At 68.3% G+C, this 15,936-nt stretch carries 12 protein-coding genes; 7 read left to right on the top strand and 5 right to left on the bottom strand.

From position 1 onward, the window contains the following. The first annotated feature begins 12 nt into the window (after positions 1-12). Together ACQUS8_RS00595 and ACQUS8_RS00590 are read left to right on the top strand one after the other, a co-directional pair. Positions 13-732, top strand: a complete 720-nt coding sequence (locus ACQUS8_RS00595; RefSeq protein WP_435095366.1) for a DUF7117 family protein — start codon at positions 13-15, stop codon at positions 730-732. A gap of 159 nt (positions 733-891) precedes the next feature. After that, on the top strand, positions 892-2,007 hold the full coding sequence (locus ACQUS8_RS00590; RefSeq protein ID WP_435095363.1) for a glutamate-cysteine ligase family protein: 1,116 nt from the start codon (positions 892-894) through the stop codon (positions 2,005-2,007). Positions 2,008-2,022: 15 nt separating this feature from the next. Here ACQUS8_RS00590 and ACQUS8_RS00585 read toward each other — a convergent pair whose 3' ends face one another. Together ACQUS8_RS00585 and ACQUS8_RS00580 are read right to left on the bottom strand one after the other, a co-directional pair. Next, entirely contained in the window at positions 2,023-2,241 is a 219-nt protein-coding gene (locus tag ACQUS8_RS00585; protein ID WP_435095360.1) for a hypothetical protein, read from the bottom strand. A gap of 68 nt (positions 2,242-2,309) precedes the next feature. After that, entirely contained in the window at positions 2,310-3,203 is an 894-nt protein-coding gene (locus ACQUS8_RS00580; RefSeq protein ID WP_435095357.1) for a bifunctional methylenetetrahydrofolate dehydrogenase/methenyltetrahydrofolate cyclohydrolase, read from the bottom strand. A 232-nt stretch (positions 3,204-3,435) separates the two neighbouring features. Here ACQUS8_RS00580 and ACQUS8_RS00575 point away from each other — a divergent pair, with 232 nt between their 5' ends. Both ACQUS8_RS00575 and ACQUS8_RS00570 read left to right on the top strand, forming a co-directional pair. Next, the gene (locus ACQUS8_RS00575; RefSeq protein ID WP_435095354.1) at positions 3,436-6,606 is read left to right on the top strand and encodes a hypothetical protein; all 3,171 of its coding nucleotides are present in this window, start codon (positions 3,436-3,438) and stop codon (positions 6,604-6,606) included. Between the two features lie 69 nt (positions 6,607-6,675). After that, positions 6,676-7,494, top strand: coding sequence for a hypothetical protein (locus ACQUS8_RS00570; RefSeq protein WP_435095351.1), 819 nt, complete (start codon positions 6,676-6,678; stop codon positions 7,492-7,494). Positions 7,495-7,774: 280 nt separating this feature from the next. On the opposite strand, the gene glyA is transcribed toward ACQUS8_RS00570, so the two are convergent. Continuing rightward, positions 7,775-9,022 carry a serine hydroxymethyltransferase gene (gene glyA / locus ACQUS8_RS00565; protein WP_435095348.1) on the bottom strand — a complete coding sequence of 416 codons (1,248 nt, stop codon included), beginning with the start codon at positions 9,020-9,022 and terminating at the stop codon, positions 7,775-7,777. A gap of 147 nt (positions 9,023-9,169) precedes the next feature. Here glyA and ACQUS8_RS00560 point away from each other — a divergent pair, with 147 nt between their 5' ends. The 3 genes from ACQUS8_RS00560 to ACQUS8_RS00550 all read left to right on the top strand — a co-directional run bounded on the left by ACQUS8_RS00560 (position 9,170) and on the right by ACQUS8_RS00550 (position 13,925). Beyond that, a complete protein-coding gene (locus ACQUS8_RS00560; RefSeq protein ID WP_435095345.1) occupies positions 9,170-11,224 on the top strand; it encodes a hypothetical protein in 2,055 nt (684 codons plus the stop codon). Positions 11,225-11,330: 106 nt separating this feature from the next. Next, positions 11,331-12,149 carry a transcriptional regulator TbsP gene (tbsP, locus tag ACQUS8_RS00555; protein ID WP_435095342.1) on the top strand — a complete coding sequence of 273 codons (819 nt, stop codon included), beginning with the start codon at positions 11,331-11,333 and terminating at the stop codon, positions 12,147-12,149. Positions 12,150-12,206: 57 nt separating this feature from the next. Next, entirely contained in the window at positions 12,207-13,925 is a 1,719-nt protein-coding gene (locus ACQUS8_RS00550; protein WP_435095339.1) for a YcaO-like family protein, read from the top strand. A 57-nt stretch (positions 13,926-13,982) separates the two neighbouring features. Here the strand turns inward: ACQUS8_RS00550 and ACQUS8_RS00545 are convergent, their stop codons facing one another. Next, on the bottom strand, positions 13,983-15,101 hold the full coding sequence (locus ACQUS8_RS00545) for a DUF63 family protein (RefSeq protein WP_435095336.1): 1,119 nt from the start codon (positions 15,099-15,101) through the stop codon (positions 13,983-13,985). 45 nt (positions 15,102-15,146) lie between these two features. After that, the gene (locus ACQUS8_RS00540) at positions 15,147-15,932 is read right to left on the bottom strand and encodes an inositol monophosphatase family protein (RefSeq protein ID WP_435095333.1); all 786 of its coding nucleotides are present in this window, start codon (positions 15,930-15,932) and stop codon (positions 15,147-15,149) included. Positions 15,933-15,936 lie beyond the last annotated feature (4 nt).

Here is a 15,936-nt window from a genome sequence, read left to right as displayed (position 1 = left end):
CCACGTGTCCGTATGGAAGTTCGTGGGGAACGCGAGTGTACGGCCTGCGGGACGGAGTGGTCGTACTACGAGACGGGAAGCATCGCCTGCCCGGCGTGTGGGAGCATCCGGAGCGTCGCCACCGAGGACGAGCGCCGCGAGCAGACCGACCTCGCGCCGACGCTAGAGTTGGACGAGGCCGTGACGGCGGCGGGCCGCGACGACTATCGGGAGGCCGCGAAACACGCCCGCGAGGCCACGCGCCGGTATACGCACGCGCGGGGCTTCCTCCGTGGGGGCGAGCTCTTGGACCTCGACGACACCGTCCTCGCGGCGTGGGAGTTGCGCTACGTCGCCTCGGCGTTCGCGCGCGCGTTCGACCACACCGAGGCCGAGCGCTTCTACTTCGTCTCGCTCCTCCGGGGCGCGCCGGACGGGGAGCGCCCGGCCGCGAGCGACGTGCCGGACTCGATGCGCGCCGCGCGGGGGAACGGCTCCGCGGACGCCGTCGCCGACTACCGCGACGACGTGCGGCGGTTCCTCGACGGCGGCCCCGACCGCGAGAGCGTCGAGGACCTCCTCGAGTCGCTCGACGACCACGTCCGCCGGGTTCACGCCCTCGACGGTGACGTCCCACCGGGCGAAGCCGACACGCTCGTCGCGGCCGCCCGCGCCATCGGCCACTACGCCCGCGAGGGCGACGAGGCGGACCGGGCGGCCGCGCGGGAGACGCTCGCGTCGCTCTCCGCGTAGCCCTCGCCGGCGCTCGCGGCGGTTGCGGTGGGTCTGTCTGCTTCCCGCGCAAAGTTATTATACCCCGCTGTCAAATGTCGTGTGTAGGGTTAGCACACCACACTCAATGGTGGTCGGACGGGGCGGCAGACAGCGCACCGACGGAGAGTTGAGACTACCGTGGGAACACATACGAGCGAACCGATACGACGGAGCATCGAGGTGGAGTACTGGGTCGTCGACGACGACGGCCGGCTCGTCGAACCGGGCGAACGGCTCCTCTCGGCGTCCTCAGGCGTCGAGCGCGAGTTCGTCGAGCCACTCATCGAGATCAAGACGACGCCCTGCGAGTCGACCGCGGCGCTCCGCAGGGAGCTCTTCGAGCGCGTCGGGCGCGTCGTCCGGCGGGCGGACGAGTGCGACCGGGGCCTCGTCCCGCTCGCCACGCCCGTCGGCAGCGACGAGATACGGGACCGGGAGAGCGGGCGGACGCGGATTCAGGCCGACGTCGTCGGCGAGGACTTCGAGTACGTCCGGCACTGCGCCGGCACACACATCCACGTCGAACAGCAGCCCGGTCGCGAAATCGACCAGCTCAACACCTTCATCGCCCTCGACCCTGCGCTCGCGCTCGTCAACTCCTCGCCGTACTTCCGGGGCCGGCGACTGGCCGCGGGCGCGCGCTCGAAGCTCTACCGCTGGATGGCCTACGACGGCCTCCCCCATCAGGGCCGCCTCTGGTCGTACGCCGAGGACACCGACGAGTGGGACCGGCGACTCCAGCGCCGCTACGCGGAGTTCGTGGAGCGAGCCGTCGACGCCGGCGTCGAACGCGACACCGTCGAAACCTGTTTCGACCCTGAGAGCGCCGTCTGGACGCCGGTTCAGCTCCGCGAGGAGTTCTCCACCGTCGAGTGGCGCTCGCCCGACACCGCGCTCCCGGGCGACGTTGTCCGACTTGCCGACCGGCTCGCCGGCGCGGTCGAACGCATCCGCGACGCGGACGTCGTCATCGGCGGCGAGACGGGCGCGATCGACGACGACACTGTTCGGCTGCCGGAGTTCGACGTCGTCACCGACCACGTCGACGCCGCGATTCGGGACGGACTGGAGGCCGACGAGGTTCGGTCGTATCTCGAGGAGATGGGCTTCGACGTCGAGGCCTACGAGCCGATGACGCACGACGTCGGCGGGCACAGGTCGGTGACTCGCGAGGACGTATGCGACCTCCGGCTGGAGTACGCCGACCGCCTCGAGCGGGCAGTCCGGGACGCGCGGCCGCCCCAAGGGGTGTGAGCGGCGGCGCGGGCATCACCCGACGATTTTGCTCCAGTAGGCGAAGGCGACGAGCGAGGCGACGAAGACGCCGACCCACGCAACGAACGTCGTCACCTCGCTCTCGACGACGATGGCCAGCGCGTGGTCGATGACGGAGTTCGCCGCGTAGGTGACGAAGGCGGCGCCGAGCACTTTCCGGTCGAATATCTCATCGATGTTGTTGGCGAAGTCCGTGGAGGACCAGTCGATCATGGTTTCACAGACTGAACGGGCGGACAAAAGACGGGGGCCGGACGGCGACCGACCGACGCGAGACGGGCCTACGGCAGGGTGACGTCGACGTCTTCGAGGTCAGAGGCCGCCTTCACGGTATTGTAGAGGAGCATCGCGCGCGTCATCGGGCCGACGCCGCCGGGCGAGGGCGTGATGACGTCCGCCTTCTCCTTCGCGCTCTCGAAGTCGACGTCGCCGGTGAGGCGATAGCCCTTCTCGGTGTCCGCCTCAACGCGGTTCGTGCCGACGTCGACGACGACCGCCCCCTCCTTGAGCATCGAGCCGTCGATGAACTCGGGGACGCCCGCGGCGGCGATGACGACGTCAGCGCGCGAGGTGTGCGCCTCGAGGTCGTCCGTCCGGGAGTGGCAAACAGTGACGGTGGCGTTTCCGCCCTCGCCGCGCTGGAGGAGGAGGTTGGCGAGGGGCTTGCCGACGATGTCCGAGCGGCCGACGACGACGACGTCCTTGCCCTCCATCTCGACGTCCGCGGAGGCGAGGAGTTTCTGGACGCCGTGGGGCGTGCAGGGCTTGAAGCGGGCGTCGCCGGCGACGAGGCGGCCGACGTTCTCGGGGTGGAAGCCGTCGACGTCCTTCGCAGGGTCGATGCGCCGGAGGACTTCCCGGTCGTCGACATGGTCCGGGACGGGGAGCTGGACGAGGATGCCGTGGACGTCGGGGTCCGCGTTCAGCTCGTCGATGGTCTCGTAGAGTTCCTCGGCGGGCGCGTCGGGCTCGATTTCGACGTGGATGCCCTCGATGCCGACCTCCTCGCAGTCCCGTTGCTTCATGGAGACGTAGGTGGCGGAGGCGTCGTCGTCGCTCATCAGCACGGTGGCGAGACCCGGCTGGACGCCCTCGTCCTTCAGCGTCTCGATGGCGTCCTCCAGGCCGCTCCGAACGTCGGCGGCGACGGCGTTCCCGTCTACGACGTGAGTCATCACCTCTACGTCGGCACCCGCCCTCCTTTAACACCACGGATACGTGCGCAAAAGAGCGTCCACGGCCGGCAAAATATGCACACTCGTGGTTCACCCGTTGCGGCGGCGCGCGCTGGCGGCCCGCGTTCGCCCGCGACGGCCACAACGCGTATGTGATTTGAGACAGGTCGGCCAGTAATTATATCCGTCCTGTTAGGACTTATGCGGGGGCCGCCCGACTAGTTCTTCCGCAATGCGACGCCGTCACACGGCCGTCCTCGTCGCGCTCCTCGTCGTCGCCGGCACGGTATTTCCGGCGAGCGCGGGCGCGGCGGCGGCAGTCGACACGAGCGACTCCACGACCCCCACGGTGGGTGGGTCGGCGGTCGCCTTTGACACGAACGGGACGAACAGCACACAACTACACCTCACCGTCGCCGGCAACGCCACCGTCGACGAGTCCACGACGCTCACCGTCACGAACGGGACGGGCGCACCGGTCAGCGGTGCGACAGTGGCCGCGCAGAACGCCTCTTTCTCCGGCCAGACGAACACGCAGGGGAACGTCTCGTTCACGTTCCAGAACGCGACGTCCTACACGTTCGTCGCGAACAAGTCCGACACGAACAGCACCGACTACCTGAACGACACCGCCACCGTCGACGTCCAGAAGAAGGAGGTGCCGCTCCGCATCGGCGCACCCGATAGCGCGCTCGTCGACGGGTCGATCACGGTGAAAGTCTACAACCCGCAGGACACTCAGGTCGAGGCGAACGTCTCGGTCTACAACCGGACGGTCCACGTCCCGGAGGGCGGCAGCGCCTCCGTGCTGATGAACCGTTCGGGGAACGTCACGCTCACCGCCACGAAGGCGGACACGAACACGACGGACTACCTGAACGACACCGCGTACGTCGACGTCGACAAGCGGACGCACGACCTGAAACTCTCCGCGAGCCCGTCCAGCAACGTCCTGCCCAACGAGACGGTGACGTTCACGCTCTCGGACGCGACCGCGAGCACGACCACGAACGGCACGCTCCACGTCGTCGCGAACGGTACGACGACGACGTACGCCATCAACGAGACGCTGACGCACAACTTCACGAGCGAAGGCAACTACAGCGTCTACGCGACGAAGAACGACACGCGCACGACGAACTTCACGACGTCGAACTACGAGAACTTCACCGTCCAGAAGCAGACCTACGACCTCACCTTCTCGACGGCGCCGAGTTCCGCGCTCCCCAACGAGAGCGTGAAGTTCGCCGTGAAGGACGGTGTGACGGGCTACGTCAACGTCACGCTCCACTACGACAACACGACGACCCGGTTGAACGGCACGGGCTACGTGACGTTCAACGAGACGGGGAACTACACCGTCACCGCGACGAAGAACGACACCGCCCAAATCGACTACACGAACGCCACGACGAACGTCACTGTCGTGAAGGAAGAACATCCGCTCTCCTTCTCGACGACGCCGAGCGAACCCGTCCGACCGTTCGAGAACGTCACCTTCGCGGTGAAGGACAGTCAGGCCAGCACGTACGCCAACGTCACCCTCCGCTACAACAACACCACCACCCTGCTGAACGGCACGGGGACGGTGGCGTTCAACGGCACGGGGAACTACACCGTCACCGCGACGAAGAACGACACCGCACAAATCGACTACACGAACGCCACGACGAACGTCACGGTTGAGAAGCGCGACGTCGCGCTGAAACTGACGCGCGCGTCCTCCGGGCCGGTCGCGCCCGGCGAGAACGTCACGGTGACCGTGAAGTACGCGACCAACGGCACCATCATCCCGAACGCGACGCTCCGCCTCGACGACAACCGGACCGTCCGGACCGGTGATGGCGGGATGGCCTCGTTCAACTTCACGACCGGCCGGAACCACACCGTGCGGACGACGATGAACGACACCGCGACGGTGGACGTCCACAACGACAACATCACCGTTCGTCTCGACCCCGTCGTCATCCAGCCGAAACTCTCGATGGTCTCCTCGGCCGCGCGCCCGGACAACGTGACGACGTTCCGCGTCACCGAATCCGGCTCCGGCAACCCCATCGCGAACGCGACGCTCTCCGTCACCGAGACGAACGCGACCCGCACGACGAACGCGAGCGGGTACGTGACCTACACCTTCCCCGAAATCGGGGAGTACACGCTCACCGCCACGAAGAACGGCAGTGACGTCCAGTACCGCACCGACACGCTGAACGTCACCGCGCGCTACGAGGGCATCCAGCTCGACCTCCGGCGCGTCACGGAGAGCGAGATTCAGGCCGGTGACGTCGCCGCGTTCCGCGTTGTGAAGGCCGTCAGCGGTGACCCCGTCGAGGACGCCGCCGTCCATGGCCCGAACGGCACCGACATGACGAACGCGGACGGCATCGCCTACCTCCGGTTCAACGCGTCCGGCGAGTTCACGCTGACGAGCGAGAAGTCCGGCGACGGCACGCACACGTGGCGGACGTCCGCGCTCCGCGTGAACGTCGTGCGCTGTGTCGTCGGCCTGAACGTCACCGCGGACGACCGACACGTCCAGACCGGCGAGAACGTGACGCTCAACGTCTCGAAGCAGGTCACGCAGGGTAGCGTTGCGAACGTCTCGGTGCTCGCCGACAACCGGACCTACACGACGGACGCGAACGGCACCGTCGTGCTGAACTTCAGTGAGGCCGGCGAGTACACCGTCGTCGTCAACAAGACGGACGGCCCCGGCGTCGACTACCGGAACGACACGACGACCATCGTCGTCCGGAACGACACGGACGCGCCGATGCTCGACGTCGCCTTCGACGGCGCGGACGCCGGCACCACGACCGTCAACGAGACGACGAGCGCGAACCTGACGCTCTCGACGGTGCCGAACGGTCTCAGCGGCTTCAGCGTCAACCTCACCGTGTCGAACGCGAGCGCCGCCGCGTTCAACGTCTCGGAGACGAGCGTCTCCGAGGCGTTCAACCTCACGCGCGTCGAGCGCGTCGACAACGACACGATTCAGCTGCGCGGCCTCGACCTGAACAACACCACCGAACCCGGCGCCGAGGACGTCCACCTCGCGCGCATCGCCCTCACGGGTGAGGCCGCCGGGAACGTCTCCGTGACGTTCAGCGAGACGAACCTCGACACGGAGAACGGGAGCGACGTCGCGTTCGTCACCGACGGCGCGAACCTCACCGTCGAGGTGCTCGCGCCCGTCGTGAACGACAGCGTCCCGACGAACCCCGACGACGACCCGCAGTACGAGGACGTCAACGGGAACGGCGAAGCGGACTTCAACGACGTCGTCACCCTCTTCGACAACATGAACGACCCCGCGGTCACGAACCACACCAGTCAGTTCGACTGGAACGACAACGGCGAAGTGGACTTCGCGGACATCGTCTCGCTCTACGACGACGTCTGAGACCCGTCCACCTTCCGAGCCGTCCTCCCATTATTTTAATACCACACCCGCGAGAAGCGGTGGCTGTCGATGACATCCGCCCCAGTACGGCTCTCCGGCGTCCGCGCGTTCGGCGCGTGCGCCGTCGCCCTGTCCGTCGTCCTCGCCGCCATCGCGTTCGGCGCCGTGGCGACGCCCGCCACCGCCCAGCAAGCACCGACGCTCACCGTCGAGAACGGCACCACCTCGCCCGGCGAGACGACCACCGTCGACGTCACGCTGACGCGCGCCCCCAACGGCGTCAGCGGGTTCAACGTCACCTTCACCGTGGAGAACGGCACGGTCGCCGCCATCACGTCCGCCTCCCCCGAAGGGGAGTACCAGCTCAAACAGTCGGGCGTCAGCGCGGACGGCACGACGGCGTGGGTGAAAGCCGTCGACGTCAACAAGAACTACCAGAACGACTCGACAAGCGTCCCCATCGCCACCGTCACCGTGCAGGGGAACGCCAGCGGCGAAACGACACTCACCGCGACGCCTTCGCCCATTCAGAACGACAACGGGAACGACATGAACCCCGCGACGGACGCCGGCACCATCACCGTCGAGCGCGGGTCGGGTAGCACCGGCGGCGTCGGCGGCACCGGCGGCGGCCTCGGCGGTACCGGTGGCGGTACCGGCGGCGAGTCCGGGAGCGCCAGCAGCAGCGACACCACCAACACGACCACGACGAGCACCACCGCGTCCGACACGTCCACGACCAGCACGACGACGCAGGCCACAACGTCCACTACAGCCGCGAGCACGACCACGCAGTCCACGACGAGCGGCGGGAGTCCCGGCGTCGACGCCGGCCTCGCCCTCGTCGCACTCGCCGCCGGCGCGCTCCTCGTCCACCGGCGCGACTAACCCCGCACCTCTCCACCGGTCGCGTCCGTTCCCCGCCCGTCACGGAGCACCTGCTGTCGAGGCGTCACGCCACAGGCCGGCGTCGACCGGAGAACGGCGAAAACCGCAGGAAAACGTTCGGTACCGCCTTTCGCGGTACTCAGAGCGCGTCTAGTCGCGTCTCGCGGTGCTCGCGCTCTTTCTCCGCGACGACGAAGTCGTCGCGTCTGCTCGCGTCTCAGTCGCGCCAGCGACTTCGCGCTCGTTACGTCGCGGGCCCGAACGAAGTGAGGGGCCGCGTCTACTCGTACAGCGGGTGGTCGTCGCAGAGTTCCTGCACTTCGGCGGCGACCTCCGCGTAGACCTCCTCGTCGCCGATGTTGTCGACGACGCGCGTGATGAGGTCGCCGACTTTCCGCATCTCCTCCTCCTCGAAGCCACGCGTCGTGAGCGCGGGCGTGCCCGCACGGATGCCCGACGGGTTGAACGCCGAGCGCGTCTCGCCGGGGACGGTGTTGCCGTTGAGGACGATGCCGACCTCCTCAAGGGCTTCCTCGGCCTCGCCACCGGTGGTGTCCGGGTGGGACTCGCGAAGGTCTGCGAGGACGAGGTGGGTGTCCGTCCCGCCGGAGACGAGCGAGAAGCCGTTCTCCTTGAGGGTCTCGCCGAGCACTTCGGCGTTCTTCACGACCTGCGCGGCGTACTCCTTGAACTCGGGTTCGAGGGCCTCGCCGAAGCCGACGGCCTTGCCGGCGACGTTGTGCATGAGCGGGCCGCCCTGCGCGCCGGGGAAGACGGCGGTGTCGATGGCGTCCGCGTACTCATCAGCGCACATGATGATGCCGCCGCGACCCGCGCGAATCGTCTTGTGGGTCGAGCCGGTGACGAAGTCGGCGACGCCAACCGGCGAGGGGTGTTCGCCAGCGGCGACGAGGCCGGTGATGTGCGCGATGTCCGCCATGTGGTAGGCGCCGACGCGGTCGGCGGCCTCCTGGATGGCCTCCCAGTCGACCTGCCGGGGGTAGGCGGAGAAGCCGGAGACGATCATGTCCGGCTGGAACTCCTCGGCGATGCTCGCGAGGTCGTTGTAGTCGATGCGGCCCGTCTCCTCGTCGACCTCGTAGTGCTGGACCTCGTAGAGTTTGCCCGCGAAGTTGACGGAGTGACCGTGCGAGAGGTGCCCACCGTGGGTCAAATCGAGACTGAGAATCTTGTCGCCGGGTTCGAGGACGGCGAAGTAGACGCCCATGTTCGCGGAGGAGCCCGAGTGGGGCTGGACGTTGACGTGCTCGGCGCCCCAGAGCTCCTTCGCGCGCTCGATGGCGAGTTCCTCGACCTCGTCGGCGTACTCACAGCCGCCGTAGTAGCGCTCGCCGGGGTAGCCCTCGGCGTACTTGTTCGTGAGTTCGCTCCCCTGGGCTTCGAGGACGGCCTCACTGACGTGGTTCTCGCTCGCGATCATCGCGAGGGTGTCGTTCTGCCGCTCGCGCTCGCCGACGAGCGCGTCGGCGACCTCCTCGTCCGCTGCCCGAACCCGGTCGTAGCTCATGCTACAGACAGGCCCCGCGGCAAGCTTAAACCCACCTGACTCCGGCCGAAACCGCCGTCGGCATAATGTCACTGGCTCACGAAGCGTACTAAATCACGGGCCGTCCTCGACAGAAATATATGCGCCGTCCCTGTAGTCCCACACCGCGTGATCGAGTGGGAGGTGACTGACGACGGTGTCCGTGCGGTCGACAGTGCGAAACGCGAGTTAGTCGTGCGCGCACCCGACTGGCAGTCCGGTGGGGTCCCCCGCACCATCTCACAGCCTGTCGACGCCACAGCCACCGGCACGGTCAGCTCCTTCGTCCTCCCGTCGATGTTCGTCTCCATTCTGGAGGTGGACAGCGGCGAGTCCTACGAAATCGGCGCCGACCGCGACCGCCTCTCGCTCGATACCGGCACCTACGTCCTCGACATCGACGCCAGCATCAAGGCCTACGTGCGCTTCGACGGCCCCGCCACCGTCGTGCGCCACGGCGACCGCTACGAGGTCGAGGTGTCCTTCCCGTTCAAACGCTCCGTCACCATCGGGTTCCGGAGTTTCGTCCGCGCACCCACGGAGACGGTCACCGTCCCGAAGACCACCGAGGGCCTCGCGACGGCCCTCTCGACGTTCGGCGCCGCCCACCGGACGACGACGCCCGACCGGACCTTCCAGACGATGCGTCGCCACCCGCCGACAGTCGAGTTCGGCGAGGAGACCCATGTCCCCGACTCCGTCGCCGAACAGATGCCCGACACCGGCGTCGAGCTCGTCCTGCCGGACGACATGCAGACGCTGTTCGTCGCCTCGCCGCTCGCGTTCTACCTCTCCGCGGACGTCCACGTCGAGGCGGGCGCTTCCCCGCACGTCCGCGTCGACGAGTTGGGGGTGCGCCACGACTTCATCGACCCCGTTGAGCAGGTGCCGGAACTCGTCGAACGGCTGTTCTGGCTGGACGCGCTCGTTCGCGGGAGCGGCCCACACGGGATGACCGTCGAGGAGTCCGAGTTGCTCGAGCGCCTCGACATCGATGCCGAGGCCGTCTACGACCAGTCCATCGGCGAGCGCCTCCAGACCTACCTCAACGTCCCGTACAACCTCGTAAAGTCGGAGCTGCCGGACTGGCACCTCGCGATGTACGTCGAGCCGTCCTTCGAGCACGCCCAGTCGCTCCCCTTCCTCCTCAATCGACTCTCGCACGTCTACCCGCCGGAGACAGCGGCGCTCGAGGGCAAGGAGCTGATGGAGCGCTCGCTCGACGACTTCTACCGGGAGGCGCCCGGCCCCATCGCGAGCATCGACATGGTGAAACCGCGACTCCGGCGCGGCCGCGTCCACGGCTGGATGGCCGACGGCACCCCCATCGACGTCTTCAAGACGCGCCCGGCGGCCTACGAGAACAAGCTCTCCTACCTCGGCGCGGACGACGACACCATCTCCGTCACCGTCGTGTTGAACGACGCCGAGATGTCGGGCGAGCACTCCCGGGTCGCCGAAATCTACCGGGAGCGCGCCGAGGACGTCCCGATGGACCTGACGCTCGTCGAGGACTTGACGTGCGACGAGCTCGCGGAGCTGTTCGCACAGCCGAACGACTTCGTCCACTACATCGGCCACTGTGAGGTGGAGGGACTGCGCTGTGCGGACGGCAACCTCTCGATTTCGGACATCGACGAGTCGAACGCCCAGACCTTCTTCCTGAACGCCTGTGGCTCCTACTACGAGGGACTCGACCTCGTGGAGAAGGGGAGCGTCGCGGGCGCGGTAACGTTCCGCAAGGTGCTCGACGAGCAGGCGGCGAAGGTCGGGACGGCGTTCGCGCGGATGCTCGTCAACGGCTTCAGCATCGAGCGCGCGATTCGGCTCGCGCGCCGGCGCATCATGATGGGTAAGGACTACGCCGTCGTCGGCGACGGCACGCAGGTCGTCACGCAGTCCGACGCCTACATCCCGGCGACGCTCACGGTCGAACGCCTCGAAACCGGGCGTTTCGAGGTGACCTACGAGGCGGGGTCGCCGTGGTCACACGGCGCCACCTATCAGGTGTTCGCGCCCGGCGAGGAGGCCTTCCGCCTCTGCGGGAACGAGACGACGGTGGAACTCTCGTGGGACGACACCTGCTCGCTCCTCGAACACGTCGAGGTCCCGACAATCTACGAGGGCGAGTTCTACTGGTCGGACGAGGTGCTCTCGATGCTGCGCGAAGGCCGTATCGTCTAACGGCGTGCTAGCCCGTCAAGACCGATTATACAGCGGTCCCGGATGTTCAGTTCATAGTCTATAGGATAAAATTATATATGTCGGGAAGTCTTAGTCGTAGACAGGCATGACAGCGAATCTACTCGGAACCAGCGTCGAGGACATCCTGGGGGAGGTCTTCGACGACGAACCCGACGAGCTCTTCGTGGTCAACCCGTCGGCGGACGCCATCGAGAGCTTCGTCGACGCGGCCACCCACTTCGAGGGCCCGCTCCCGGAGACGCGGCTGCTCGCCGACGACCGACTGCTGAAGGACGTCATGGACGACTTCCTCGTCGCGAGCAACACCGCCGACCTCATCGAGAACGACGTACTCACGCTCCGTACGGCGGACGACCTCTCGCGCTCCTCGCTCCTCGTCACCGACGACCGCGTCGTCGCGCTCGTCACCGCGGGCGACCAGACCGCCGGCCTCGTCACCGACGATGCGGAGTTCGTCCCCGTGGCGCTCGGCGCCGTCGAGGGCGACTGGGACGACGCGGAGGAGTACACGCTCCGCACGCCCGCCATCTCGCGGGTCCGCCAGACGCTCGACGAGGAAATCAGCCCCGAAGTCGAGGGTGACTTCGACGACGTCATGGCCTCGATGGAGACGGCCCGTGGCGACGGCGACGGCCTCGACGAGGTCACCGTGAGCCTCCTCGTCGCGGCGAAAAACCGCGTCCTCCTCTACGACATCTCGAAGTGGGGCGAGGACGTCGGCATCGCCTCGAAGGCGACCTTCAGCCGCACGAAGACGAAGCTCGAGGACATGGGCCTCATCGACACCGAGAAGGTCCCCATCGACGTCGGCCGCCCGCGCCTGCGTCTCAAGCTCGCCGACGACCGCCTGCAGGACGCCCCGCCGTCCGAGCTGGCGAACGTCGCGCAGACCATCCTCCGCTAACTCGTCGCACCACATCCACCCGTTTTTTGGCGCGCTCCTGCCCAGTGAGTGCTAGCCATGCCACGCACCTACGCCGTCGTCGGGAGCGGTGCGGCCGCCGACGCCGCCCGTGACGCGTTCGCGGACGCCGACTTCGAGTCGGCCGGCACGGACCTCGCCGCCGTCACCGAAGCGGACGTCGCCGTCGTCGTCGGCCTCGCCGGCAACGAGGGCTTCCTCACCGCGAACGAGCGCGCCCGCGTCGGCGACACCCCGTGGGTCGCCCTCGAAGTCGGCGGCCTCGGCGGCCACGCCCTCGACGCGGTCGACGCCGCTGTCTCCGCCTTCTCTCCCGACTCGGGCTGTTTCGCCTGCCTCCACCAACGCGTCGCGGCGACCGGGCCCGACACCGCCGAGGACCCGAGCGCCGCGCGCTCCAGCGTCCGCTACGCCGGCGCGCTCGCCGGGAAGCGCGCGCTCGACCTCCTCGAGGACCCATCGCTCGCCGGCATCGCCGTCGAAGTCCCCCACGCCGAGCACGCGTTCACGCCCGTGCCGTTCTGCGACTGCGGGACCCACGAACGCTACGGCGACCCCGGTCGAGCCCATGAGGAGACGACACTCGACGACGCCGTCGCGAAGGCCGAGGCCGCCGTCGACGCTCGGACGGGCATCGTCACCGAAATCGGCGAGCGCGAGACCTACCCCGCACCCTACTACATGGCGACCACCGCCGACACCGGCGTCGTGGGTGAGGCGAGCAGTCAGGGCCTCGCGGCGGGCGTCGGCCTCGACTGGGACGACGCCTTCGTGAAGGCCGCCGGCGAGGGCCTCGAACGCTACTGTGCGGCCGTCTACCGTGGACAGGACTTCGAGGTGGCGAAACCCACGCACCCGGACGCGCTCTCCCCCGAGGCGTTCGTCCGCCCCGACGACGCGCCGAACGTCGACCCCGAGGCGACGCTCCGCTGGGTGTCCGGCGTGGACCTCACGACCCGTGAGGACGCCCTCCTTCCCGCGGAGTTCGTCCACTTCCCACCGCCCGAGGAGACACACCGTCCCGCGCTCACGACCGGCCTCGGCCTCGGGAACGACCCGACCCAAGCCCTCCTCTCCGGGCTCTACGAGACGGTCGAGCGCGACGCGACGATGCTCGCGTGGTACTCGACGTTCGAGCCGCTCGAACTCGACGTCGCCGACGACGCATACCGGACGCTCGCGCGCCGCGCGGGCGCGGAGGGGCTGGACGTGACCGCGCTCCTCTGCACGCAGGACGTCGACGTGCCCGTGGTGGCCGTCGCCGTCCATCGCGAGGGCGACTGGCCGCAGTTCGCACTCGGGAGCGCCGCGAGCCTCGACGCCGCCGACGCCGCCCGGGGCGCGCTCTGCGAGGCCGTCCAGAACTGGGTCGAACTCCGGGACATGGGCCGCGAGCGCGCGACACGCGAGCAGGGCGCCATCGGCGAGTACGCCGACTTCCCCCGGGAGGCACGTGACTTCATCGACGCCGACGCGACGGTGGCGCTCGCGGACGTCGGCCCTGCCGACCCGCCGACCGGCACCGCCGAACTCGACGCGGTGCTCGACCGGCTCGCCGACGCCGGCCTCGGCGCCTACGCGAGCGACCTCACCACGCGGGACGTCGCGAGCGTCGGCTTCCGCGCCGTCCGCGTACTCGTGCCCGGGGCCCAACCGCTCTTCTTCGGCGACGCCTACTTCGGCGAGCGCGCACGCGACGTGCCAGCACAACTGGGCTTCGAGGCGCGACCGGACAGACGCCACCACCCGTTCCCGTAAGAATCGCAGTTTCGCGAAGCGACGCGCTCGCGTTTCCGTCCGACTCTCCGAGTCGGATTACACCCCGAACGTCGCGCGGAGCATGTCGCGTGTGCCCGGACCGAGGCCGACGGCGAGCACCGCGACGAGGAGGAGGACCGTGTAGCGCGGGTTCTCCTCGTACATGCGTTCGTCGAACAGCGAGATGACGAACGTCGCGGCGACGAGTTTCAGGAGGAGGAACGGCCACGCGTTCCCCGTCACCTGCGTCACGGACGTCGGGAGGTACTGACTCGTCACGTCGACGACGAACTTGTTCACGGGGTGCTTCGGGTAGAGGTCGTACTGCAGGCCGAGTTCCTTCCCGAAGTCGAGGCCGAGGACGTTCGACGCGCCGTCGACGGCGTGCCCGAAGACGATGACGATGCCCGCGAAACGGGTCCCGGAGAGGACGTCCGGGGCGTAGTTCGTGAGCAACCAGTAGTCGACGGCGGTGACGAGGCCGGCGATGACGAACGTCAGCACCGTGAAGACGGGGTGGAATTCGACGCTCGAGTCGACGACGACGAGCACACAGAGGTAAGCAATCGTCAGGACGAGGAACGCCGTCCCGAACGCGAAGAGCGGGCGGTCGTAGCCGTCCGTGTAGCCCGCGCGCGAGAGCCACACCGCGAGGAGGAGCGCCGCGACCGTGAGGAAGAACACCGTGAAGTAGATGATCGGGCTGATGAGGAAGGCGTTCAGCGGATAGCCGAGGAACGCGCCCGCGACGGCGTCGTTCGCGTCCTCGACGACGCGGAGCGCCCCGCCGAACAGCATGAACGGGAAGAGCGCGTAGAGGAAACTGTAGGACTCGCCGACGTTCAGCCGCCGGAGAAGGAAGACGACGCCGGTGAGCATGAAGACGAGCGTGAGCGCGTAGCCCACCTCGGAGACGAGCGTGTAGCCCGGTTCCGCGACGATGCCCGAGGCTGCCGCGCACTCCGCGCTCTCGTAGAGGAGCGTCTGTGCGCCGCCGTTCCAGACCGCGCAACTCGCGCTGTGGGCGTCGGCGTACACCGGCCCCCAGAAGTAGTGCCAGACGAACCCGCCGTAGACGCGGTCCGGGAAGACGAGCGACCCGCCGACGAGGGCGACGACGGCGACGGCGAGCGCGGCCGTCCACGCTCGCTCCGCGTCCGACTCGGGAAAGCTCATGCCCGAGTAACGGACGAGACGTCCCTTACTAATTCCGGTCCGGCCCTAGTCGAGCGCCGTGCGCGCCGTCTCCACGAGCGCGTCGTGGGCCGCGCCGTTCGACGCGATGAGCCCCTCGCTCGTCGACGTCCAGCGCTCACCGTGGACGTCCGTCACCGTCCCGCCCGCCGCGCGGATCAGCGCGACGCCCGCGACCGTGTCCCACGGGTTGCTCACCTCGGCCGAGACCGCCGCCTCGATCTGGCCCGCCGCCACCATCGAGAGCGTCACCTGCGCACTCCCGAAGCGCCGCAGGTCGCCGTAATTCGCGACGATTTCGCCGCACACCCCCCCGAGGCGCTCGGCCTTCGCGCGCGACCACCGGAGCGTCGGTGCCACCGTGAACGTCTCCGGGTCGTCCGCCGCGCTCACCGAAATTTCCTCGCCGTTCAGCGTCGCCGTCTCGCCGTCCGTCGCGTAGACGTCGTCCACCGCCGGCAGGACGTTCGCCGCCGCGACCGGCTCGCCGTCCTCGACGGCCGCGACGCTCGTCGCCCACAGCGGAATCCCGGTCACGAAGTTGCTCGTGCCGTCGATGGGGTCGACCACCCAACACGGCCCCGACTGGGGAATCTCCTTCAGTTCGTCCTCCTCCTCGCCGACGATGGCGTCCTCCGCGTGGGACTCCCGGACGATGTCGATGACCGCCCGCTGGGCATCCCGGTCGAACGCCGTCACCACGTCCGTCTTCGACTCCTTCGTCTCCACGTCCATCTCCGTGCGGAAGCCGCCGAGGGCGACCTCCGCACCGGCCGTCGCCGCCGCCTCCGCGACACGCGCGTGTTCGTCCATACCC

It is taken from the genome of Halarchaeum sp. P4 (genome assembly GCF_051195175.1).
In the GTDB taxonomy this organism is placed as follows: Archaea; Halobacteriota; Halobacteria; order Halobacteriales; family Halobacteriaceae; genus Halarchaeum.
Note: the sequence above shows the minus strand (reverse complement) of the source record. Positions and strands in the feature narration are given on the sequence as shown.